This window comes from Epilithonimonas caeni DSM 17710, from assembly GCF_000426465.1.
Taxonomy (GTDB): domain Bacteria; phylum Bacteroidota; class Bacteroidia; order Flavobacteriales; family Weeksellaceae; genus Epilithonimonas; species Epilithonimonas caeni.
In genome coordinates this window covers 164235-189033 of the sequence record NZ_AUFK01000017.1, presented here as the reverse complement: position 1 = coordinate 189033, position 24799 = coordinate 164235, and the positions used below count along the sequence as shown (strand labels likewise).

Sequence of the window (24799 nt, the reverse complement as noted above, 5' to 3'; positions counted from 1 at the left end):
TTTAATACATAAATAAAGAATAACTTTTTTGTACCATATTTGTACCATAAAAATATAACTATTTGATTTATAGTAGTTATTATATTAGAAGAAGTGAAATAATGATTGATAACATCAATTAGAAATAATAATAAAACCGCCGTAAATATTAAATTTACGGCGGTTTTTTATTTTTAGCTGATCCTAATTGTTTTTTTGAAGGGTGCATGTTCTAATATTATCTCAAATATATTTAATGCAGACAAAAATTGTATGCATATCATGAATCAGAGAAAGAAAAACTGCCTCGTCAAGAGTCGATTAATGAAATAACAAAAGCTTAACCCTTGGGTTAAGCTTTTACTTTTGTCCAATTATATAATGAACATTATGGTTTCCAAAAACTCCATACAGTTCCATTAAATACTGCCAGTTGTTGCTTTACAGTATCAAAGACCATCATTCCAGGTGTAGGATTTATGATATTCAGATGTGGACTTGCTACTTTGGGCAGAACCATTGCGCGATCCGTATCTGTAAGTACCATTATTCCATTCGTAGTATCGCTGTTTGCATTTGCCCCTATTGCCACTTTAGCACTAGCGGATTCTATTTTGTCATCTTGCAGCGAACTGTCTAATGTGTTGTTTGCAGAAATTGTTACGGTAGAATTATCCGCTCTTACCACATCAACAGGATAGGTAACATTAGTAAGGTTAAACCATGCACCATCTTTTCTGTATTTTACATTTTTATCCGAAAGATCGAATATAAATGTACCATTTTCTATTGTTCCCTGCATGCCTCTGTAGCCTGCTCCGGTTGTGGAATTATAAGCAACGGGCTGATTGCTGACTGTGGAAGTCCAAGGTAATACAATTCCCTTTTTATTATCTACGCTATCGTAAAACTCCAAAGAAATATTCGGATTTGTTACCATATTTTCAGGTTGTATTTTGGAAAGTTCATTTTTTCCTATGGCAACTTGTGCTTTTGCAGACAAAAACATAATTAAAGCAACCACAGCTATAATATTTTTGATATTTCTCATTTTAATTGTTCTATTAAACCTTCAATGCTTACAATGCATTGAGGGTTGATTGTTGTTTGATTTCATTGAATCAGTTTTTGGGATAATGGAGATTCCGGTTTGCAGAGATCATACGTCCCAAAACTTTTACTGATAATATTAATCCGGACAAGCTTGTGTTTCAAAACAAGACCAGGATGGATTCGTTTCACCGGATTTTACGGCGTATATTTTAATACATTTTGCCTCCACATCGTATACCATCATTCCAATGATGGGATTGGTAATATTGGCAAGAGATGCCGTGGTTGGTATTCTGTTAATTACAAATCCTTTTTCTTTAGATTCTAAGACAGTCCATGCACTTTGTCTAACCATAGGCCAGTTATCGCCATTTGCGCCGGCTCTTGATAATGCAGTAACACCATGTTGAGAAGGAATGTTATTTCCGGCATCAGTCACTGCTGGTTTATAGCAATAGCCAGGATTTACAGTAATTGTAAATGTCTGAACAGCTGAAGTATCAACTCCTCCATTGGCTGTACCTCCATCATCCTGAATGCGTACGCTTACTAAAGCTGTTCCTGAAGCATTCCCGGCTATCGTGTATTGTAGCTGTCCAAGTGCCGTGATTGTAGGCTGAACGCTGAACAAGGCATTATTGTTATTGGTAACGATAAAACTAACAGATTGTAAAGACTCGTTAGCTGGTCCTTTACTGATATTCGTGGCCCATCCTGCTACCGTGTAAGGTGTAGCGGAAGAAGTCTGGGAGTTGACCTGATCGGCTCCTTTTGTAAAAGAAGGAGCATCATTTACCGGATCTACAGTTATTGTAATACTGGTTGGGTTAGATTTATAACCTAATGAGTTTTCTACCGTATAATTAATAGAGTCATTACCAAAATAATCTGGTACTGGTGTAAAAGTTACATTTCCAATGTCGTCAACAATCCATGTTCCATTAGCTGTTGTGTAGGTAGTTTGTCTTCCGGCAGTAGTTGGGTCCAAATCTACGGTAGCCCCATTTAAAGTACCGGAAGTTGCTGTGTCATTTGTTAAAATATTAAATGTTTTTGCAGTATCTTCCAATGTGCTGGTAACATCAGGATTACCAATCGGGTTACTTACGGCAATACCAAAATTAACATTCGTATTGTTGGTGTTGTTTCCAGCGGTTACATTAAGATAGCCAAGATTAGAGTTGCCTCCGGTCAGAGAATTTGTGGAATCGTTATCAATTGCTCCGTTGAAAACCGCTCCTGCGGGCAAATCTGAAGCTGCAGGTACTGCAATTCCATCACCGTAAGGTGTTGTTTTAATATAAACGCGGTAATAATTTGCGGTTGTGTTGGCAAGATACGAGAACTTATAAGTTCCAGCGGGATCGACAGTGACGGAAGATATGGCACGGTTTGCCGCCGGGGTACCTGTTGTTGCACTTTGTGTTAATATTGCATATAATTGCTGCCCTCCGATCTGCGAGATAGGTGTGCCATCTACTTTTTCCGGACTAACTGCGCCGTTCTGGTCATTGTAAACAGTTCCGGAGATCTCATTGTTTACATTATTGGTGATCGCGATCTGACGACATACCTGAGTCCCATTTCCACAAGTATTTGAAGGTGTTGCGCAAACATTATATGTTCCACTTTGCCCGGCATTGTTGAAGTTGACAAGAATTGTGTCCGAGCCTTGTCCGGACGTAATAGTTGCGCCATTTGGTACGGTCCAAGTGTATCCTGTTGCACCTGAAATCCCTGAGATTTTGAAGCTTACGCTGCTTTGGTCATCTCCAAAAGCACCAAAATAAACTCTAACATATACATAATCTATATTTGCAGTTCTTGTAGCAGTCGCATTGTTATATACCTGGATCCGCAGTTTTGTATTGGTGAAATCCGAAGCCTGCCAAGTTGTTCCCCAAAGATCCGTATCTCCTCCATAAGTGACCGTGGCATCAGAGTTCGGCCAAAATGTTCCTGTATTTGCTTTATTGTCCCCTACGGCAATATTGTTTTTCAGAAGTTGAATGACATTATCACGTATGCTGTTTGTATTATTAGCGTTTCTTTCTATACCAACGGCAATTCCCGATATGCTATTGGCACTATATCCCGTAGGAATAGAAATAGTAGGGAAAGGGATTTCTAAATACTGTGAAGTTCCGCCGTTTGCGGCAATATTTGTAGCTGAAGTATTAGCATTGTTACTACTCGTGATATTGGTCAAGTTGGTCCAGGCGGTTGTACCTGAAGCATTATTATTGGCTGCAGTATTGGGAGCGGCTACAGTTCCGGTATCGCCTGTGGTTCCGTTAGCACCTGTAGTCGTGGAAATAACACCTGTGCCGGTTATAGCTCCAGCAGAAGATACAACAGCTGTTACAGGTGTGCGCCCGGATTCACAACCTGTATCGGGGCTGTAAAAAGACACATAATAGGTCGTGGTGCTGGATATGCTTGGTGTCGTAAAAGATGCTCCGGTTGCCAAAGGAGTTCCTCCGCTGGAAGCGGCGTACCAGCGGTATTGCTGGTTACCTTGTGCGCCACTCGCTGTAAGTATTTCTGTACCTGCATCACAACGACTGGATCCTGTTACATTTACCGGGTCGACATAGCCGGTGTGAGAAGCCGAAATAGAGTCTTCATATAATCCCGGAGCAGCAGCGGTTGCAGTATTTGTAATAGTTCCCTGGGCATTACAGTTTACATTTACATCAAAGGTTATAGTCGCTTTTGCACCAGGTAGTAATGTTATATTGTCTCCACTCACTATCACATTTGATGGTACACCATTTAATAAAGTTCCTCCAGATGCAGCATTGGTCTTGTTTTGTGTGGCTAGCGAAAGTGTGTATTGCACTGTCAGATCATCCACGGTCGTTGTTTTTGTACCCCATGTTCCTCCACTGGAGTTAACTAAACGTATACGGGTATCTGCTGTTAAATAGGCAGCCCCGATAGTCCCGGTGAATGTCCCGCTTGTATTTCCGCTAATACTGCCTATCGAAACATAAGTTGACCCGTTAGAAGACACCTGGACATCCAGTGTTCCGTTTGTGGCACTCTGTGTATAGGCAAATGACAAAGTAGCATTGGTTGCTCTTAAAAGATTAACTGTTCTTTCAATACCTCTTCCGTTTGGTAAAGTTACAAAACGCAAAGCGTTGGACGTAATGGTGATTTGCCCTGCGGCGGGGTCTGTGGCTTCTCCTATTTCAGTCCATTCATTTTTCCACCAAGCTATTCCGTTATTTCGGGCGTAAGAAACAGAGTTGAAGTTATCAGCCACGCTTTCGGCTTCGCTTACTGCGGGTACCGAGATGGTGGTCGTATTGGGAACATAGGTCAATCCTGCCGGTAATGGGTCTGTAAGTGTAACATTTTCCGCAGTAGCTCCAATATTATCTAAGACAACAGTATATTTTCTTGTGGTTCCTCCGACAAAATTATCGGTATCTGCTTTTTTGGTAATGTACATCAGTTTTACCGGGTTTCTCACAGTCGTCGGATTGGTGAAAGTTCCTCCTGCAGTTCCGAATTGTAGAGAAAACTGGCGACTTGTTCCTGCATTACTTTTACCTAGCGCAAAGGTAACTTTGGTGTAAGGAAATTTGTACTGTGCAATAAAAGCTGCGGTATTCTCGAAATTTATTCCATCAAGCTCTGTTGTGATACCTCCAAACCTGGTTCGGCCTGTAGACTGCTGGGTAATGGTCAGCCCACTGGTGGCATCTATCTGATAAGTTGAGTAACCACCTATTTCCACAAATTCGCTCCCATCTATATCGGCCGCTGTAAAGTAATATTCCGAAATGTAAGCCCTGTTATTGGTGGTTACCTCATAAAATTCTAGCTCAAACAAGATATTTCCCCCGGTGGCGGGTGTTGTTATCCTTGGTTGAAATCTACCTGGAAGTCCTGTTCCGGCGGTTTCGTCATCCAACATTGTTAGAGTTGTACCGGTACCATTGATCTCTTTGATGGTAAGGATACCATAAATGGTAATACCGTTTGTTGTGATAAGATTGTCATAGCGCCAAACAGAGCCGGCTGACAAGCCATTATTGCCCATATTGGTGATCAGTGTACGATTGGCATTTAGGAAATTAAGATTCTGTCCCGGAACGGCAAGAACAAATGAATTTTGCTGCTGTGCAGAAAGCGAAATGCAACATGGCATTATAACAAATGAGAATAGGAAAAGCAGTAGCTTTTGTACTGCATTTTTTTTAAATGCAGAATAATATAAAGTATATTTTTTCATTATTTTGTATATAACTATAAGCTTACCTTTCCGCTGGAAAGGAAGCTGATGATAAAAGTTTTAATGACGTAATTATGAAAATGTCGTAATTACATTAAATTTTCTATGATAATAAAAAAGGGGGAGGACGTGTACGGGAGCTTTCGTTATGTAAGTTATAGAGAAATCGGATTTTGTAGAAACTCCGCTCTTCTTTATAAAAATAATTAGAAATAAAAATGTAACGTAACGAAGAAACGTCATATTTCAAATATTGATCAGGAACTATTACCTGTCTTTTGCCGGAGTCTGAGGAGATGAAATAACAACTGTCAACATTTTTCCAATGATGTTTGAGTAAAATTGCCTTGTTTGCATCAGCAACGGATGTATCCTGAATTAGCTTTTTAGGATTTGATCTCTTTTTTTTGTGCCTTAGCTTTGTTGTTCCGTCAGCTAAAAGCCTTTTGTCTTTTTTATTTTTGGAGGATAAGGCTTGTGTTGGATCGGATTGAGAATTGTTAGATTGCGAAGCTGAAACCTGGATGTCTCCCGTAAGAATCGTGTTTTTTTCCACATAAAAAACCGTACCCTCAGCAACCGTGATCTGACTGTAAATATTGATAAAAAAAAATAATAGGAAAATAGATAACAAAGATCGAGTTATCTTGTATTTTTTTATCATTTTTGTGTTATAAATTTTCGCAAATTTACATTAAATTATTTATATTATTGAATATTTTTAAATAATAATTGTTTATAAAGCGAATATGAATGCAAAAGTCTTCTTTTAAAGCTAATTTGAATTTTATAATATGTCAATATCCTGATAATCAGGTGTGTTTTTTTTCAAAAGAGTGAAATAAGACTCAGAGGGTTAAAAATGAAATTTCCAAACTTTTGCTATGGGATCTTTGTTTTTAATTGTCCTGTTTTGGCAAACATTTTTGTACCAATTGATAGACTGTTTTCAATCGCTCTACAACTTCCTCCATGTTCTTTGTGATTCTTTTCACTTCTTGTGGGTCTTTCGATCTCAAAACTTCATCGCCGCTTTTGGAAACGCACTTTTTTATTTCAGGGCTTGTGATCTGTCCTTCAGGCGATAATTTGGATTGGATGCATTCACAGGATTTTTTTGCGATTTCTTCTTCTATGGTTTGGGCATTGGTGAAAGAGAATGTCATTAATAAAAAGAAGAATAGACAGTATTTTTGATAGGATGAACTCATTTTGATGAATATTTGTGTCAAAGATAAAATATTGTAGATATCTGTGATTATTTGTTTTAATAATATCTTATCGTTTTTTAAAATTCAATCATAATTTTATGGTTGATAGGTTTTTGTTAATAATAATTCTTTTAAATTGTTTAAAAATTAAATTAAATAAATTGTTTATGTGGAAATAATTTTGAATAATGTTTGTTTTTGGATAAAAATATAAATATATTTGAGTGTAAAAGGTGTTGGGTTGATAATCAGAAGGGTTAAGTAGACAGTCAGAAGACTTGAGAAGATAGTCAGAGAAATTAAGAAGACAATCAGAAGAGTTAAGAAGACAATCAGAAGAGTTAAGAAGACAATCGGAGAAGTTAAGTAGGCAGTCAGAAGACTTGAGTAGATAATCAGAGGAGTTGAGTGAACAACCAGAAGAATAAAATAAAACTGTAAATAAAATTAATTCAAAAACATAGAGAATGGGAAATAACAATTTAAACTATGAAGAGTATCCTGCGATCGGTGATGCGCTGATCACGAGTTTTAACAGAAATCAGGCTGAATTGGCGGGACATTACAAAATGATGGATGCAGATTTTTTGACCGAATTTCAAAATGCTATTGATGCGGTGCGGAAAACGGCATCTGTGCTGGCAAAAACGGAGGAACTGAAAAGTGTGACCAGGCAGCTATATGGGCTGGCGGATGAGGCTAATCAAAAGTTATTGTTTCTGATTGATTATGTGAAGGATGCCGGACTGGAATCTGCTTCTATATCCAGTATCCGAAGCAAGTTGACGACAAGAAATATCGAAGGTGCTGTGTACGACCTGAGAGAAGTGCTGCCTTATCTGGAAAGTCATCAGGCAGAACTAGACGCTGGCAATATGCCGAAAGATTTTTTGAAGTACTTTCCTCCTATTCTTCCTCAGCTGGAAGCCTGGAATGCGGAGCAGATCGCTATCGTGAGTAACCGAAAATCTCTTGTAGAAGCGAATAAGGTTTTGTTTGAGAATGCTTACAGCTATATCTCCAAAGTGAGCAATAATGGTAAAAAGGTTTTCAAAGATACTGTGAAAAAGGATGATTATACAATTTCGAAATTGCTGACCAAGGTGAGGGCGGAGAAGAAAGGGCAAGAGGAGAATCCTAATTCTTAAGCTTTAAACAATATGATGGATCCCCGAGCATTCGCCCGGGGATTTGTTTTTAATTATTTTGATTTATCTTTCCAGTAGGTTAATTGCTCTTCCAGATTTTTGATCCTTGCTTCGTATTGCTCTACAAGTTTTTCAGAAAGTTGATTAACAACAATTGCATTTGTAGAAGTACCACCTTGTTGCTGGTTATTGATTACAATTTCTTCAGGGAGCAATTCTAAAAAGCTTTTGTCGTAGATTTTTGCGATTTTTTCCAGAGTAAAGATATCAGGAAAGCTTTTGTCGGACTCGTATCTTCTGTAAGTAGACTCCGAAACGTCTAACCTTTCTGCAATCTCCATTGTGCTAAAACCCTTCTCGCTTCTCAGTCCTCTCAATTTATTTCCAATTTTCATATCTTAAAACTAATTGAACAAAAATATGCAAAAATAAAACAGTAATAAATAAATTATGATATAAATTTTGACAAAAAATTTATCAAAAATGGCTGAAAATTTTTCTTTTTTGGACAATAATATATCAATTCTAATGAATAGTTTTGTCTCTGTTATCCGGAAAACAAATGTGTAAAAAATTTATTAAAAACTAAAAAACGATTTATTATCGTAAAAAAAACAATTTGAATTATGAAAAAAATGTTTAAATTTGGAGTGTTATTGATTTTACTTATTAATGGTTTTGCATCGGGACAAAATTATATGAATCCAAATGCCGAAGATTTATTAGCAATCACAAATTCTCAATCGACTAATAATAAAATCAGATTAAAGATCTGTACAACCATTTCTTGTTGTGGGGTTGGGAGTTTTAGTGTAGATATATGGAAAGACACAGAATGCCATTACATTATTACAAATAAAAATAATAATGAATCCAATGTGGTTATAATGAACTTGGAGGATAGCTTTGCTACTAATAAAAAATTAACAACTAATGAAAATATTAAAAACTTAAAAACCATAAAAATTGAAAATGATCAAATTTTGTATGATCCAAACAAAACATTAGGTGATGATCAGGCTTACGCAATGAAGGCAGGAGAATATAAAGTTATAGACGGACAAATTGCTTTTGAACCAAGCGTCATAAGTGCCAGGTCAGTTTGTTGGGTTGAAACACATCAAGGTCAAATCTTTGGACATAATTACAGCTATTCATATGCTTTTTGTGTAAAAGTACCATTCACTAAAAATGCAGCTACAAATGTTGGCGGAATCTTAACTATAGATTTATCACAGAATCAGGAATTATTATCTTTAGCTCAAAAAAATAACGGGTTTTTATCTTTTGATGAAGATATGATGCTAAACAATAATATTGTGGAAGCGAAAAAAGCTGGAGAAAAAATTGTAGTAAAGGCAGGGAAATATCTGGTAAATGAAGATGGAATTATTATTGTGAGGAATTTTTCTACCATAAAAAACTAATATATACATTATGAAAAAGAAACTGTTTAGAATTTTTTGGATTTTACTGGTCGCTTTATTTATTATCTACAATATGGGGCTGGATATTGGGACCTTGCATCTCGGAAAACAAAAAGATGATATTGAAGTTAATAATCACTATGATATAAAATCCAGTGATTTTTACAAACAGTTTCTTTCTACCGACCAATTAGTCGTGATCAATTTATGGGCGACGTGGTGTAAGCCTTGCGTAGAAGAAATGCCAATGTTTTTAGAACTTCAGAAAGAATTCCCGGATGTGAGGTTTGCAACGCTTTCTATAGATAAGGACAGCGGGAAACTAAAGGATTTTCTTATGAAAAATAAATCGCTCCCGGATGTTACCCTCCAGAATGCAGCTTACAGAAAGGCTATCCGTAATTTCCTGGAAAATAGAAGCGAGAAGAGTCTTATTTATACGGAAATTGTCCCGATCACTTATTTTATTAAAAGTGGTAAAGTTGTAAAAAAGATCGAAGGTTCTATGGACAAAAAGGAAATCACTTCAATTATCGGCTCATTAAAATAATCAATAAAAACAATGACAAAAAACAATTATCTACTGATTGCTTTTTTGTTGCTCATTCCTCTTTTTTTTAAATCCCAAAATACAGGTCTTGACAAAGGCATTGCTATTGGAAACATATTGATACAAGGTTTTTCTGCAATCAAAGGAAATGGAAAATCCGTTGATCCTAATTCGAAAACAGTGGATAGTTTTTGTTTCAAAAACAAAATGGATGAAAAAATAGCAGTAAACTTAATTGGAAAAATAGAAGATGAGGAAATTAAAAAAGCATTAGTAATTCCGAAAGAATCTAAAGAATGTATATATGACTTTCCAAAAGGTATTTACACTTATGAAATACTTTTGAATAAAGAAATTTATCAGAAAGGAGAATATAAAGTTTCGGAAGAAACGATCATGACAATTAATAAATGAAAAATTCCCGGGCGAGAGCTTGGGGATTTTTTGCTACTAATATTAAGATTGTTTCACTTCGTTCGCAATGACAGTATTTTGATTCGTTAGAAAACAAGAGAAAAAATTATCTTTGCAATCCTAAACAACAAACAATGTTTTCAAAAATTACAGTTCATAGAGTCGGGAATAAGATCAATGGAGAATCCCTAACACTTTCCCAGGAAGAGCTTCAGTTGGAAGAAGAGATGAAGGAATTGCTCGGGAATTACTTTATGAGCGCTTTCAAATCCGAAGAACAGTTCCAGTTTTACAGTGATTCCTATCTTGTGAATAATCCTGTTTACAGTTCTGTGTCCGAGATTTTTGAAGACAAGGCCAAGTTCCAGTGGGAATCTGAGAATATTGCCAAACATCTTTACGAAGCGGCGGAAAATCCTAGAGTTCAGGCTGGCGAGTTGTTCGTTGTTTATTTTGAAGGCGAGGTTTTTGAATCGGCTGACGGCAAGAGTGAAAAAACAGATTCTATCGGGATCTTCAAAACGGAGAAGAGAGAAGGTTTCCTGAAAATCAATCCTCAGGATGAGTCTTTTGAAATTGAAAGAGATTTCGGAATCAGTTTGTCCAAGATTGATAAAGCGGCTTTGATATATAACAGTGAAAAAGAGAGTGGCTACATCTTGTCGGTTGTTGATAATAACAAAAACGGCGATATGTATTATTGGTTCGAGGACTTCTTGAAGGTAAAACAACGTGACGACGAGTATTTTCACACCCAGGAAACTTTGTCTGTTTACAAGGATTTTATCACGCAACAATTACCTCAGGAATTTGAAGTCTCCAAAGCGGACCAGGCTGATTTCCTGAATAAGTCCATTAATTTCTTCAAAGAAAAAGAAGAGTTCAAGTATGATGATTTTGTAAAAGAAGTTTTGGAGGACGAGAACGTGATCGAAAGTTTTTCCAACTTCAAATCCGATTATGAGCAGGATATGCAGATCTCGATCTCGGAAGATTTTCCAATTAATAACCAGGCGGTTAAAAAGCAGCAACGACATTTTAAATCCATCATCAAACTTGATAAGAATTTCCACATCTACATCCACGGAGACCGAAAAATGATAGAAACCGGACAGGATGAAAAAGGGAAATATTACCGTTTGTACTTTGAAGAAGAAAAGTAAAAATGTAAAATAATTTTCTCGCCGATTGGGCAGATTTTGCAGATGATAAAAAATCCGCTCCTTTTTTTAATCTGCGAGCAATTTAAAAGCCTATAATTTTTTTAGAATTTAACATAATCTCTGTTTTTCACAAAAAATTTCTACATTTGCATTGATGTTAATCAGAAACAACAAAGCTGTTAAGAATTTTATCTCGGTATTTTTTGCCGTGATGTATCTTTTTGTGGCTTTGTTTTCTTCACAATTACACAATCACTCAGGCGAATCCTACTTCAAAGATTCGGGTTTCAAAAAAACGGAGAAAAGCATTTCCAAAGAAGTTTCCAAGAGCCAATCCGGCGACTGTCTGGCTTGTCATTTTCTTGCGACTGGAAACTCATTGGTTCCGGAAGAATTCGCTTTTCATTTTGAGAACCACACCAACGAGGCAAAACAAACTTTTTCTGTACAGGAAAAAATATGGTCAGCGACCAAATACACCTTTCAGCTTCGCGGTCCTCCATCAATTTCATAATTACGCTTTATCGACTATTTTAATTTTTATTAATGAAAAAATGAGCCTTTGAGGTTTGTTTTGGATATTATACCATTTGTGCTTAGAATTTATTGGTAAATATTGAACTCCTCCGGAGTTCTTTCTTACACGTTCAATAATCTACTACAAACATACTGCTCCTATCGGAACAAATATTAAAAGATAAAATGGTGTTAAGTAGATGAAAGAAAATAGAGAAAATATAAAAGGCTTACATTCAGTTGTTTATTTTCTCTTAATTACAAATTGTGCATTCTGAATGTGCAAAAAGTCGATAATTACAACAAAATTTCAAGATTTTTTTACAGATGCTTTTTTGAAGAGAAAAGTATGCAATCTTTTATTTTACAATGAAATTGATATATAGCTTATTGCTGGTCTTTTGCGGATTGGCAATTACAAACGCACAGAAAACATATACTGTTCAAGGGACTGTTCAGGATTTTCACGACAAAACGATGCTGGAAAATGCTGTGGTAAAAATCGGTGAATTCTCAACCAGAACAGATAAAACGGGAAAGTTTTCTTTTAAACAGATTCCCGCAGGTCAATATAAACTCATTGCAAAACATCCTGATTGTAATGATTATACTGAAAATGTAGGAGTTACGCAGGATGTTCATTTGACGATTACGTTGGAGCATCACGTCAATGATATTCAATCTGTTACCGTCCACGGCAATCATAAAACCAAAGGTTCTGTGATTATGAGAACGCTGGATAAAACGGAAATCGAAAGGAATTCCACAGAAAATCTTGGAAATCTTTTGTCAAAAATTTCTGGGGTTTCAGCTTTGAAAACAGGAAATAATATTACAAAGCCTGTTATCCGGGGATTATACGGAAGCCGAATTTCTATCGTGAACAATGGTGTGAAAATGGCGGAACAGGAATGGGGAGTAGAGCACGCACCTAATATCGATGTCAATGATTTTGAACATATTGATGTTGTAAAAGGGGCATCCGCTTTGAAGTACGGGAATGAAGGCGTCGGCGGCGTTGTCATTTTAGAACCGTCAAACCTTCCGAAGAAAGATACCGTAATGGGGAGCGTGAGACTTTCAGGGATCTCTAATGGCAGAGGCGGAGAAATTGGGGCTAACGTTCTCAAAGCCTGGGAAAACCAGTGGTTTGTAAAGGCGGGCGGAAGTTACCGAAAAACGGGTGACGAATATGTTCCGCACCATACGTTGCAAAATACCGGAATGGAATTTAATTCTTTTAATTTCTCTTTCGGTAAACATAATTTTCTGCAAGGTTTTGATGTTTCATATAGCGGAACCAACCAGGAGTTCGGAATCTACAAGGGTGCACATTTGTCGAGTCCCGAGGATTTTTACAACGCCGTTAATTTTGGACAGCCCTACTTTTTGGACAACTTCAGTTATGATATAGACCATCCAAAGCAAGAGGTGGAGCATCATATTGCAAAATTAACTGCTTACAGACGTTTCGCTGATTTCGGAAAACTGACTTTTCAATATAGTTTTCAGCTTAACAGAAGAAAGGAATATGATATCCGAAGAGGCGAGCTGAATGAATTGCCTTCTATGGATTTGAGGCTCATTACACATTCGGCGAGTTTGATTCATTTGCTTGAGCGTTCCAATTGGAGTCTGGAAAGCGGGATTTCTGCCGGTTATCAGGATAATTATCCAAATCCTGCGACCAAAGCAAGACGATTGATCCCGGATTATTACAGATATGACGCAGGCGCTTTTTCTGTTTTTAAATATAAATTCAATTCTAAACTCAATGCAGAGGCTGCTGTGAGATATGATTTCAGCAGATATGATTCGTATAAATATTATGATTCTGATAAATGGGAAGCGAATTATGCAGCGATCTTCCCACAGTTTTTTGTACAGGAATCTGGCAGCAGAACTTTGACGAGACCTATTTTGGATTATCATAATCTATCTGCGAATCTGGGATTGGACTATAAACCGACTCAGGATTACGAGTTTAGACTTAATTTATCAAGAGCTGAAAGGACGCCAAATCCTGCGGAACTTTTCTCTGACGGATTGCATCATTCTGCAGCCATTATGGAAGAAGGAAATCTGAATATCAAGAAAGAAACGGTTTATAATATTAATCTTTCACTGGTCGGTCATCTTGATTTGTTGAGAGGGTTACATTTGGAAATCAATCCTTACTTGATGTATTCTGACAGTTTTGTGAATCAAGTTCCAAGCAGTGTTCTCAATACCAATAGAGGTGTGTTCCCGGTTTGGACCTATCAGCAGATCAAAGCCAGAATGATAGGCGTTGATGCTGATGCGGAATTATCTATCTTGTCTAATCTGAAATGGAAATCGGGTTTCAGTATTTTGAGAGGTGACGACCTTTCGAATAATGAACCATTGATTCTAATGATGCCAGCGAAATTAAGAAACTCAATTGAATTGACTCTTAATAAGCCAAAGAATTTCTATATCGCTTTGGAGAACGAGAATACATTTAAACAAAATCGTTTTCCGATAAGAAATCTTCCGGTAACTTTTATTAAAGATGGCGTAGAATATAATGAGACAGTTGATTTCAGTTCTACGCCAGCCGCCTATACTTTATTTAATGCTTCAATTGGAGCAAACTTATACAAAAATCTGAATCTTAATTTCAGAATCAATAACCTATTTAACACAGAGTATCGTGAATATCTTAACAGGCTGAGATATTATATGTACGAGCCTGGAAGAAACTTCGTGGTCACTCTGAAATACAATTTTTAATTATTAAAAACTTAAAATTTAAATCAAAATGAAAAAATTTATCAATATTACATTAGTTCTTTTAGTTTCACTTTTCATCTTCTCTTGTCGAAATGATGATGACACAGTTCCAGAGGATGTTCATGAGCACGATGAGATCGGGAAAGTTGTTTTAACATTAACGAATAAAGCTGACGCAAGTGACGTTCAAACCGTTAATGTAATTAGCGGACAGGCAGACGGGCATTTGCATTTGCATACCGGAGATACTTATACGGCGGTATTGGATTTCCAGATCAAACACGATGACCATTATCATTCTTCTGATGAGATCGAGGAAGAAAAAGACCATCACTTCATTACATTCGGTCCAGCGAATGCTGACATTGTTGTGATAAGAGCTGCAAACGATATTGTAAGAACAGACGGACAAAGATTAGGATTGAGAACAGAATGGACAGTTAATTCTACACAAGAAACCGGAAAAATGAATATCAAATTAATTCACGGCCCTGCAAGTGTTAATCAAAACTATCCTTCCGCCACCAATCAATTAGGTCAGACCACAGGAGGAGAAACCGATGTTGATATTACAGTGGATGTTCATTAACTGATATTTTAAATTATAAATAAAGATGTTCTTTTTGAGGGCGTCTTTATTTTTTATATTGGAAGTGTGGAGTGGGTTTTATGTTGAAAAAATATTTAAATATTACTATTAATTAACATGGGATGAAAATATTATTCATAGTAAATTCCTAATTTTGGTGTTGATTTGTTGGAAATTAACACATTCTGACAAATATTTTTGATTTATCAAACATACACAAAATGAAATGATTAAAATTTGTTTTAAGAATGACGGATATTTGTTATTCCTTTTATTTCTGTCAATAAACTATTATTCCCAATGTACAAGTTGTACGGTTACAAATCCTACAAGTAGTAACTATATATTCTCATCTGGTAGTGTTGTTTGTTTTACGACGAACACTACCCTGAGCGATGTTACTTTTGAGAATGATTCTAAGATCTGCATTGCGCCTGGAGTTACTTTGGTCATACAGAATAATGTTAATTCTGCCAACGGAAGCAATGTTACTTTTGAAATTGCAGGAACATTGCAATTCAATCAAAATCCGAATATCAATTCTAATCTTACCATCAATATTGCAAGTGGTGGAACAATGAGGTCCGGAACTTCAGGGAATAATAATTTCACTTTCGGCGGAACTGCAAATACCCTGACCAATCGGGGGGTCGTGGATGTCGGCGTTCTAGGGTTTGGAAATAACGGCGCTACTAACGTTATAGATAATTACGGAACTTATTCTATTACAAGTAACATCAATATATCTGGAACAACCACATTTAGAAATTTTGGAATTATCAATGTCGGGCAGAATTTCAGCAGCAGTAATGCGACCACTTATATCAATTGTGGTACGATGAATACGGCCCAGGGATACAACCTGAGCAGCGGAAGGGTTATCAATACCGGGATCTTCAATGTTGGAACGGGAACTGTGGATATGGGTGCGAACAGTCGTTTGGAGAACTACGGTACATTTTATTCCAAAGGATCTATAAATGGCTCAAGCACATCTTCCATATATAATGAGGGACTTTTGAAAATAACGACATGGCAACCTAATGGTGCGACCATCAAAGGACCGGTCTCATCTTCAAAGAAAGGGTTTGTATATGTCATCAATCAGATCAATCCCAACGGAGCTAAAGTGGGACCTGATCTGGATTTTACAAGATATTCGCAGTACGAGGGCACAATGATAAAATCAGGAACTCAAGGCGCAACTGCGATTTTTGCCAACGCGCCCAGTTATATAAATACTTCTGGAACTACCACGACGGCTGCTTCGGCAAATGTGACATTCGATTGCTCGGCAGGTGGTGCTTGCGGAGCTTCTTTGACTACCGATATTGGATTGTGCCCGAATATGGATGGCAGCTTTCCACCTGTTGCAAATAGTGATACTTTTGCCGTCAATGCAGGCTCTTCCTCTGTAGCATCTGTTCTGGCCAATGATCTTGAGCAGTATAATGGCGTTGCTGCGACAACTTCTAATGTGATTCTCACGCAGGTTTCTACATCCAATCCCAATGTTACGCTTGATACATCTACAGGTTTGGTACAAGTTGGGTCAAATGTCTTGACGGGAACTTATACTATGACTTATCAGATATGTAGAATTAGTTTACCAAGTAGTTGTAGCACAGCAACTGTTACGATAAATGTAACGGGAGGTGATCCAGTATGTTATAAACCGGCGATTACATCGGGAACAGCTTTGCCTTCCCCAAGTGGCATCACTTCTTTGACCAGGGCCAGCCCGGGAGATACCAACTGGCCGGAAACAAGGAAAGGAGCCTGGCTGGTTTTGGAATCCAAGACCAAAGGTTTTGTGGTTAATAGATTAACGACGGCCCAAGTTGAACAAATTCCAACTGGTGATCTGAAAGAAGGAATGATGATTTACAATACGACATTGAACTGTTTACAGATCAATACGGACGGAACAGTCACTGGCTGGAAATGTTTCAATACACAGGCCTGTCCGGATTAATAAAAATAAAAAACCAACACACAAACAAATGAAAAAATCCTTATTGTCAACTTTTATTCTTGTTTATTCTTGCAGTTTTTCCCAAGTTGCAATTGGAAAGACCGTATTGGAGTCTGCGTCTTCTTCTATTGAATTTGGTACAGAGAACAGAGGTCTGGTTCTTCCCTGGGTGACGAGCGCAAGTGTCGTTTCCGGAGTGGTAAATGGAACTATGATTTTCGATTTAAATGACAAAAAAGTAAAGGTCTACGAAAGTAATGCGTGGAAAGACCTTTCCATAAATAGTGATGGAACTGCCGATACTACACTGCAGGATGGCCTGGTAGAAGAAACCGCTGCGAAAGTTTCTTTTGGAACAGTCACATCAACGCCTGGGATATTGGTTTTGGAAGATACAAATAGAGCCATGATCCTGCCAAAAGTGGCCGACCCACATCTTAATATTGTTTCCCCAACACCGGGAATGATAGTTTATGACACGACAAAAAAGATGCTGGCTGTTTTCAATGGGGCGGTCTGGACTTTTTGGAAAGCTTCTTAAGAACATCATTTATATAAAAATTATGATTTTTTATAAATATCAAGATTGTATTTAATTTTGAAGTTCCTCAGAATTTGCATACTTTTGCAACCTAAAAATTTCAATTAATGAACGTTACAGCTAAAAACCACGATGAGGTAAGTGCGCTACTTACAGTAACATTGGAGAAAGCAGATTATAAGGACAAAGTAGAAAAGCAATTGATCAACTATGCTAAAAATGCACAAGTTCCTGGATTCAGAAAAGGGAAAGTGCCATTGAGTATGGTAAGAAAACAATATGAGGCTGGAATCGCTTTCGAAGAAATCAACAAGCAGGTTTCTGAGGCTCTAAACGGTTATGTAAACGAAAACAAACTGAGATTGGTCGGACAACCGGTTCCTCAGCCAGTCAACGACTTCAACCACAATGCAGAATCTTTGTCTGTGGCTTTTGAAGTTGGATATGAGCCAGAATTCACTGTGGATCTGACTAAATACGAAGCACCTCACTACAAAGTAGAAGCTTCTGACAAAGAAATCTCTACAAGTGTAGAAAATATGCAAAAGCGTTTTGCAGAAAGAGTTCCTGAGGAAAAAATCGGTAAGGATTCTTACGTTGCATTAGAAATTTCTCAAGTTGTAGAAGCTGATGCAGAAGGTGAGCACCACCACGCTCCAAAAAATATAACGATTTCTAAGGAACAGAAAGAAGCTTACGATCTGGTTAAAAAATTGAAAAAAGAGGATTCTGTAAAAGTTTCTAAAGAAGATCTAGTTTCTAAAGAAGAATTGGCAAAACAATTAGGATTCAGCAAAGATGAAGCAGAACACCTTCACCATAACGAGGTTGAAGTAACTGTAAAAGATATCTACGGATTGAACCTTGCGGAACTTAACCAAGAATTATTCGACAAAGTTTACGGTAAAGACGTTATCACAACTGAAGAAGAACTGAAAGCCAGAGTGAAAACTGAATTGGATGAATATTTCCAACAAAATGCTGATGTTCATTTCGTAAACAAAATCCTAGAGCAGGTTAACGAGAAAGAAGAAATCAAATTACCAGAAGAATTCCTGATCAAATGGTTATTGTTCTCTAACCAAAATATCACTTCTGAAGCTCAGGCAAAAGAAATTCTTGAAAACGAGAAGAACATTATCAAGGGTCAGATCCTTGAAGGAAAATTGATGAACGATAATGAGATTCAATTGGATTATTCAGAAGTGCTTGGGCAAGCTGAGCAATTGGTGAGAAACCAGTTAGCCATCTACGGGATCCACCATTTAGGTGATGATGAGGTTCAGAAATATGCTGCGGAAATGTTGAAAGACGAAAACCAGGTAAGACAAATATCTTCTGAAGTTGCTATGGCCAAGTTGAAAGATGTAATCCTTGAAAAATCTAAAAAGAAGGAAACGAAGATCTCTCACGATGAGTTTCTTGAAGTATTGAAGAAATAATTTTCCTCAAAATATATTGAAAAACGCTCCAGATTCCGGAGCGTTTTTTATTTGGTTAACGTGTCGTCTCAGATTGTCGGTCTGAGGTTCTGGAAGACTCGTAAAATTAAAAATTCAAGAATAGCCTCGGATTGATCGGCTGATTGTTTTTATGAATCTCATAATGAAGATGAGGTCCTGTAGAACGTCCTGTATTTCCCGATTTGGCAATGATTTGACCAACTTTTACCCTGTCATTGGCTTCTACCAGGATTTCTGAAAGATGACCGTATAAAGTCGCCAATCCGTTACCATGCTCTATGATAACGCAGTTTCCGTAGCCACCTTTCATGCCGGCAAAAATCACTTTTCCGGATGCTGCACACTTCACGGCACTTCCATAAGCAACTGCGACATCCAAACCTTTGTGGAATTGCATTTGGTCTTTCTCGGCAGGTGCATTGCTGGATGCATTTTTGTCTTCTTTTACAATCGCTTGTCTTTTTATAACATTACCAAGACTATCTTTTTCTTCGGCAATATTGGAACTATTTGCAACTTCGGTAGTTTTTGGGGGAATTGGATTTTTTCGGATCCCGAAATTCGAGGAGATGTAGCCGTCAGTCGGGATTCCCAGAGGGATTTGCTGTAATTTTTGTTCCAGATCGATAAGATATTGACTATATCTGTTACTGACTTTGGCCAGGTAAACTCCGTTTTCCAGACTATCTTTTGCCAACCTTTCGATCCTAAGGTCAGAAACATTCTTTGACTTTAAAAACCCATCTATGCTTCTGATGCTCTGGTCAACCAAGGCAAGGTCAGTTTTTAACTGCAGATGGTCGATGCTGTCTTTTTCGTTATTGATTTTCACAAGGTTTACCTGATAGACCTTGTCATCTACGCCGTTGTAAAATTTTGCGATGACCAATCCTTCGATAAAGCAAATGATCAGCAATAGTATAAGAACAACGTTCTTTTTCTTTTTCGATTTTAAAAATTGAACCATTAATAGGATTTTTAAATGGATTGCAAAAGTAAGGAATTTTTATTTTTTTCTAATGTTAATAGGTGTTCGGAATATAATTTGATTAAAGAAGGTTAATTATTCTTAATTTATTGTTAAAGAAAATTTAGATGGATGTAAATTCATAATTTACATTAGATTTGTAACAATGAAAAAGACGAAAAAGAATGGCAAAGAAATTGACTAAATCACCTAAGAATGTACGAGTTGGCGTTTTAGGAAGCGGAAGTTTTGCGACTGCAATCGTTAAAATGCTTCTTGAAAATTGTAAAACGGTTAATTGGTGTGTTCGTAACGAGTTTGTAAAAGGTGCTATTGAACAGCGTGGACATAATCCGACTTATCTTACAACGGTTAGTTTCAATCTCAAAAAACTTCAGATCACCACAGACATCAACGAGCTGGTTTCTAGCTCTGATGTGATTATTTTGGCAGTTCCTTCTATTTATCTGGCGGAATCTATGGAAAAATTGACCTGTGATTATCAGGACAAATTATTCTGTTCTGCCATAAAAGGGATTGTTCCGAAACATAATGATATCGTGGCTCACTATCTCCGTGATGAGTTCAAGATCGGATTCAAAAATCAAGCGGTCATTGCTGGTCCTTGCCATGCAGAAGAGGTGGCGATGGAACGCTTATCCTATCTTACTGTGGCTGTTGCTGAGCAAGATGATGCAGATGTTTTAAAAGAAGTTCTGTCATCTTTTTATATCAAGGTCAATACAAGTTGCGATATTCTTGGAAACGAATATTCGGCGATTCTTAAAAATATTTACGCCATTGGAGCTGGGATTGCGAGCGGTTTGGGTTACGGAGACAACTTCATCGCGGTCTATGTTTCTAATGCGATTCGGGAAATGGAAACTTTTCTGGAAGCGATTTATCCTGAAAAGAGAGATGTGAATGACAGTGCATATTTGGGCGATTTGATTGTAACGGCTTACTCGCTATTTTCCAGAAACAGAAATTTGGGGAATTTAATTGGTAAAGGTTACACCGTGAAATCAGCAATCCAATCAATGAGTATGGTTGCAGAAGGTTATTATGCGACTAACGGAATCTACGCAATCTGTAAAGAAAAGAAACTTAAACTTCCCATCATCAATGCTGTGTATGATATTTTGTATGAAGGGAAAAGTGCAGAGAAACAATTTGCAAAACTAACAGACAAGTTGACTTAATAATTTAAAAACCATATACACACATAATATTTTGAAATTTAAAATTCTCATTCAATATTAATTAGTTATTTTAACCCTATCAAATTTGTATTAAAGATTTCAAAAAAATAATGTAAATCTTAATGAAAGTTAATTAACAATTATAAAAATATAATGGAATAGAATTTGCAAATTTTGCATCTGAAAATGAAAATATCAAACACAAAATGAAACATTCAAAATTTAAACTGGCTCAGGAAGCTATCAAACACAAGGGGTTTCTGCAGAAGATTCCTGCGGTTTTCAGGATGATAAAACTTTATTACAAGGGGGAATATAAAATGAAATTCACAGATATTCTTTTGCCTGCTTTGGCTCTGATTTATGTGATTTCGCCTATCGATATCATTCCGGATTTCGTTCCTGTTGTAGGGGCTTTGGACGATTTGGCAATTCTGGCTTTTGCGATTCCATTGCTGATGAAAGAAGTAGACAAGTTCCTGCTTTGGGAAAGCCGTAAAAATAACCCTAATGTTATAGACGCAGAAATTGTAGAATAACAATAAATAAAAATCCCGATTCAAAATGAATCGGGATTTTTTTATTCAATATTGATAACAGTCTCTATTTCCGGAGCAAACTGCTTAATGGTGTTTTCCACACCCAATTTCATTGTAGAACTACTGATTCCACAGCTGGAACAATGCCCCAAAAGTCTTACAATAACGGTTCTTCCCTGAACATCTACAAGTTCGATATCACCGCCGTCTTTGTTAAGAAATGGTCGGATACTGTCCAAAGCATCCATTACTTTGGTTACCAGCTCTTCCTGAATTTGATTTGTATTATTCATTTTATTATTTTTTCTTAGGCGAGCAACCGGCCATTGTTGTGATTTTCACGGCTTCGGTTGGTGGCAGATTGGTGTTTCTTTCTACAAGGCTCTCTACCATATTTTGGGCAGTTTTGGTGTAGATTTCAGCGATTTTGGAATTTTCCTGCAATGCCGCCGGTCTTCCAACATCTCCGGCCTCTCTGATACTTTGAATCAATGGGATCTCTCCCAAAACAGGAATTCCTAGATCTTCCGCCATAAATTGGGCACCTTGTTTTCCAAAGATATAATATTTATTGTCAGGTAGCTCTTCCGGCGTGAAATAAGCCATATTTTCTATCAATCCCAAAACAGGAATATTAATGCTTTCCATATTGAACATTGCTATTCCTTTTCTCACGTCCGCCAAAGCAACATGTTGAGGCGTACTCACAATAACCGCTCCAGTTACCGGAACTTCCTGAATGATAGACAAATGAATGTCTCCGGTTCCCGGAGGAAGGTCGATTAAAAGGAAATCCAATTCCCCCCAATCTGCATCCCGAATCATCTGGTTCAAAGCTTTGGAGGCCATCGGTCCTCTCCAGACAACCGCTTGGTTTGCTCCTGAGAAATAGCCGATTGACAACATTTTTACGCCGTAATTTTCGATTGGTTTCATCAGATTTCGGCCGTTCACTTCTACAGAGATTGGTCGTTGTCCTTCTGTGTCAAGCATTGTAGGAACAGACGGTCCATAGATATCTGCATCCAGCAATCCAACCTTGAAACCCATTTTTGCCAACGTCACCGCAAGGTTTGCCGCAACAGTAGATTTTCCAACGCCACCTTTTCCGGAAGCAATTGCAATAATGTTCTGGATTCCCGGAATCTGCTTTCCTTTGATTTCGTTCGTCACAGGAGTTGCAGGTAGCTCGGGAGAAGAGATTTTCAATTTAAGATTGATTTGTTCCCCGAATTCCGAAGCAAAGGCTTGTTTCATAGCGACTTCCAACTTCTTTTTCTCGTGCATCGCAGGCGAGTGGGATGTCATATCGATATACACATCATCGCCCATCACCTGGAAATTACTCACAAGGTCATCCACTTCTATCTCTTTCAGAAAATCCTGAACTTTTGATTTCGTCAGCATAAAATTTATTATTCTTAAGTGGCTACAAAATTACGGATTTTAAAATTAATTTAGAATTAATTGAATTTATGATTTTGTCTATGTTGATGATTTTTGGCAGGCATTTGAGTTGGAGAGTTTGAAAGGTTGAGTGATTCAGCTTAAAGAAAAACTCTCATACTCTCAAATTTTCCAACCCGTTTTTGAAGCCGGGAACCTGCTGTCCGCTGCAATCTTTTTTGCATCACGCTTTGTCGGGCTGAGGTTTTCGAAGCCAAAGCAAAAAAGGATTTCCACTACCATCAGGGCTATGGGTTTTACAATTAAATCGAATTTTTTTTATCATAAGAAATACTTAACTCTCCAATTGCCCTTCCCACTTGCTCACAGCAGAAGTAGCCAGCGCATTCCCAAGAACATTTGTCATACTTCTTCCCATATCGCAGAAATGGTCGATTGGCAAAATCAAAGCAATTCCTTCAACAGGAATATCAAACATTCCACACGCTGCAACAATGATTACCAAACTCGCTCTCGGAACACCTGCAATTCCTTTACTTGTCAGCATCAGAACCAAAAGCATTATGATTTGCTGTCCAACAGGCATGTCGATTCCATAAATCTGAGCAATGAAAATCGATGCAAAGGTCATATACATCATACTTCCGTCCAGATTGAAGGAATATCCTAGAGGTAAAATGAACGAAACAATCCTGCTGTTGCACCCAAATCTTTCCAGTTCTTCTACCAATTTCGGGAAAACCGCTTCGGAACTTGTGGTGGAAAATGCAATCAACAAAGGTTCTTTGATTCTTCTCAATAATTCGAAAAGTCGATTGCCTAGAATCATATAACCAACCAAAAGAAGAACCAGCCAAAGAACACCTAAAGCAAAGAAGAAATCCCGAAGGTAAATCGCATAAACTTTGAAAATCTCGAAACCATTGGTTGCAACTACCGCCGCAATCGCTCCGAAAACACCTAAAGGAGCAACCCACATTATATAACCCACCATTTTCAGAATAGCGTGGGCAATTATATCCAATCCTTTGATAACAGGTTTTGTATATTCTTCGCCCATTGCAGAAAGTGCAATTCCAAACATTACAGAAAAAACAACAATCTGTAAAACTTCATTAGTCGCAAACGCTTCGAATAAACTTTTTGGAATGATGTGTTTTACAAAATCTTCCATCGAGAAACCTTTGCTGTTATTCACGATTTCGGAAGCTGAGGAAGTATCTGTGATCGGAAGTTGTGTCACGTGACCCGGCTCCAGCCAATTCACTAAAACCAATCCGATTAATAATGAAACCAAAGACGCTGTAATAAACCAAAGCATTGCTTTTGTCCCGACACGACCAACCATTTTGATATCGCCCATTTTTGCAATCCCAACCACTAAAGTTGAGAAAACCAAAGGCGCAATGATCATCTGGATCAGCCGGATGAAAACCGTTCCCAGAAGTTTGATGTTTTTTGAAAAGTCATCGGCCGAATCGGGATAGTTGGTGTGGACAATGCCTCCTAAAACGACACCCAAAATCAATGCAATGATGATTGCGAAAAATAGCTTATTCTGACCTTTCATAACTTCTTATATAAATTGTAACTGAACAAAACTAATATTTTTGAGAGAATAACCACCAATATTTTAAATTAATATTAAGACGATC

General features: G+C 37.4%; 22 protein-coding genes. 13 read left to right on the top strand and 9 right to left on the bottom strand.

What is annotated here, in order from left to right:
* Positions 1–367 precede the first annotated feature (367 nt).
* From K319_RS0111055 to K319_RS0111040, 4 genes are all read right to left on the bottom strand, one after another.
* A complete protein-coding gene (locus K319_RS0111055; protein ID WP_051230624.1) occupies positions 368–1030 on the bottom strand; it encodes a hypothetical protein in 663 nt (220 codons plus the stop codon).
* A gap of 138 nt (positions 1031–1168) precedes the next feature.
* Positions 1169–5278, bottom strand: a complete 4110-nt coding sequence (locus K319_RS0111050; RefSeq protein WP_084403437.1) for a beta strand repeat-containing protein — start codon at positions 5276–5278, stop codon at positions 1169–1171.
* A 103-nt stretch (positions 5279–5381) separates the two neighbouring features.
* Positions 5382–5942 carry a hypothetical protein gene (locus tag K319_RS0111045; RefSeq protein ID WP_027383727.1) on the bottom strand — a complete coding sequence of 187 codons (561 nt, stop codon included), beginning with the start codon at positions 5940–5942 and terminating at the stop codon, positions 5382–5384.
* Between the two features lie 235 nt (positions 5943–6177).
* The gene (locus K319_RS0111040; RefSeq protein ID WP_156907094.1) at positions 6178–6489 is read right to left on the bottom strand and encodes a hypothetical protein; all 312 of its coding nucleotides are present in this window, start codon (positions 6487–6489) and stop codon (positions 6178–6180) included.
* A 467-nt stretch (positions 6490–6956) separates the two neighbouring features.
* Here K319_RS0111040 and K319_RS0111035 point away from each other — a divergent pair, with 467 nt between their 5' ends.
* A complete protein-coding gene (locus tag K319_RS0111035) occupies positions 6957–7637 on the top strand; it encodes a hypothetical protein (protein ID WP_027383725.1) in 681 nt (226 codons plus the stop codon).
* A 53-nt stretch (positions 7638–7690) separates the two neighbouring features.
* Here the strand turns inward: K319_RS0111035 and K319_RS0111030 are convergent, their stop codons facing one another.
* A complete protein-coding gene (locus tag K319_RS0111030; protein ID WP_027383724.1) occupies positions 7691–8032 on the bottom strand; it encodes a helix-turn-helix domain-containing protein in 342 nt (113 codons plus the stop codon).
* A gap of 231 nt (positions 8033–8263) precedes the next feature.
* On the opposite strand from K319_RS0111030, the gene K319_RS0111025 reads away from it, so the two are divergent.
* From K319_RS0111025 to K319_RS0110980, 10 genes are all read left to right on the top strand, one after another.
* Complete coding sequence (locus K319_RS0111025) at positions 8264–9064, top strand: hypothetical protein (protein WP_027383723.1); 801 nt, start codon at positions 8264–8266, stop codon at positions 9062–9064.
* 10 nt (positions 9065–9074) lie between these two features.
* Positions 9075–9614, top strand: coding sequence for a TlpA family protein disulfide reductase (locus tag K319_RS0111020; RefSeq protein ID WP_027383722.1), 540 nt, complete (start codon positions 9075–9077; stop codon positions 9612–9614).
* Between the two features lie 12 nt (positions 9615–9626).
* Positions 9627–10028, top strand: a complete 402-nt coding sequence (locus K319_RS0111015; protein WP_027383721.1) for a hypothetical protein — start codon at positions 9627–9629, stop codon at positions 10026–10028.
* A gap of 134 nt (positions 10029–10162) precedes the next feature.
* Positions 10163–11191, top strand: coding sequence for a nucleoid-associated protein (locus tag K319_RS0111010; RefSeq protein ID WP_027383720.1), 1029 nt, complete (start codon positions 10163–10165; stop codon positions 11189–11191).
* A 154-nt stretch (positions 11192–11345) separates the two neighbouring features.
* Positions 11346–11705 (top strand): hypothetical protein, encoded by a 360-nt coding sequence (locus tag K319_RS0111005; RefSeq protein WP_027383719.1) that lies wholly within the window; start codon positions 11346–11348, stop codon positions 11703–11705.
* 371 nt (positions 11706–12076) lie between these two features.
* Positions 12077–14461 (top strand): TonB-dependent receptor, encoded by a 2385-nt coding sequence (locus tag K319_RS0111000; protein WP_027383718.1) that lies wholly within the window; start codon positions 12077–12079, stop codon positions 14459–14461.
* A gap of 28 nt (positions 14462–14489) precedes the next feature.
* Entirely contained in the window at positions 14490–15050 is a 561-nt protein-coding gene (locus K319_RS0110995) for a hypothetical protein (protein ID WP_027383717.1), read from the top strand.
* Between the two features lie 226 nt (positions 15051–15276).
* Positions 15277–17025, top strand: a complete 1749-nt coding sequence (locus tag K319_RS0110990) for a hypothetical protein (protein ID WP_156907093.1) — start codon at positions 15277–15279, stop codon at positions 17023–17025.
* A 28-nt stretch (positions 17026–17053) separates the two neighbouring features.
* Positions 17054–17566, top strand: a complete 513-nt coding sequence (locus K319_RS0110985; RefSeq protein ID WP_027383715.1) for a hypothetical protein — start codon at positions 17054–17056, stop codon at positions 17564–17566.
* A gap of 107 nt (positions 17567–17673) precedes the next feature.
* On the top strand, positions 17674–19008 hold the full coding sequence (locus K319_RS0110980; RefSeq protein ID WP_027383714.1) for a trigger factor: 1335 nt from the start codon (positions 17674–17676) through the stop codon (positions 19006–19008).
* A 106-nt stretch (positions 19009–19114) separates the two neighbouring features.
* Here K319_RS0110980 and K319_RS0110975 read toward each other — a convergent pair whose 3' ends face one another.
* Entirely contained in the window at positions 19115–19996 is an 882-nt protein-coding gene (locus K319_RS0110975) for a M23 family metallopeptidase (protein ID WP_027383713.1), read from the bottom strand.
* A 185-nt stretch (positions 19997–20181) separates the two neighbouring features.
* Between K319_RS0110975 and K319_RS0110970 the strand changes: the two genes are divergently transcribed.
* Positions 20182–21198 (top strand): NAD(P)H-dependent glycerol-3-phosphate dehydrogenase, encoded by a 1017-nt coding sequence (locus K319_RS0110970; protein WP_027383712.1) that lies wholly within the window; start codon positions 20182–20184, stop codon positions 21196–21198.
* 206 nt (positions 21199–21404) lie between these two features.
* A complete protein-coding gene (locus tag K319_RS0110965; protein ID WP_051230622.1) occupies positions 21405–21737 on the top strand; it encodes a YkvA family protein in 333 nt (110 codons plus the stop codon).
* 41 nt (positions 21738–21778) lie between these two features.
* Here the strand turns inward: K319_RS0110965 and K319_RS0110960 are convergent, their stop codons facing one another.
* The 3 genes from K319_RS0110960 to K319_RS0110945 form a co-directional block, all read right to left on the bottom strand.
* Complete coding sequence (locus tag K319_RS0110960; protein ID WP_027383710.1) at positions 21779–22030, bottom strand: NifU family protein; 252 nt, start codon at positions 22028–22030, stop codon at positions 21779–21781.
* Between the two features lie 4 nt (positions 22031–22034).
* The gene (locus K319_RS0110955) at positions 22035–23144 is read right to left on the bottom strand and encodes an Mrp/NBP35 family ATP-binding protein (RefSeq protein WP_027383709.1); all 1110 of its coding nucleotides are present in this window, start codon (positions 23142–23144) and stop codon (positions 22035–22037) included.
* Positions 23145–23478: 334 nt separating this feature from the next.
* Entirely contained in the window at positions 23479–24714 is a 1236-nt protein-coding gene (locus K319_RS0110945) for a dicarboxylate/amino acid:cation symporter (RefSeq protein ID WP_027383708.1), read from the bottom strand.
* Positions 24715–24799 lie beyond the last annotated feature (85 nt).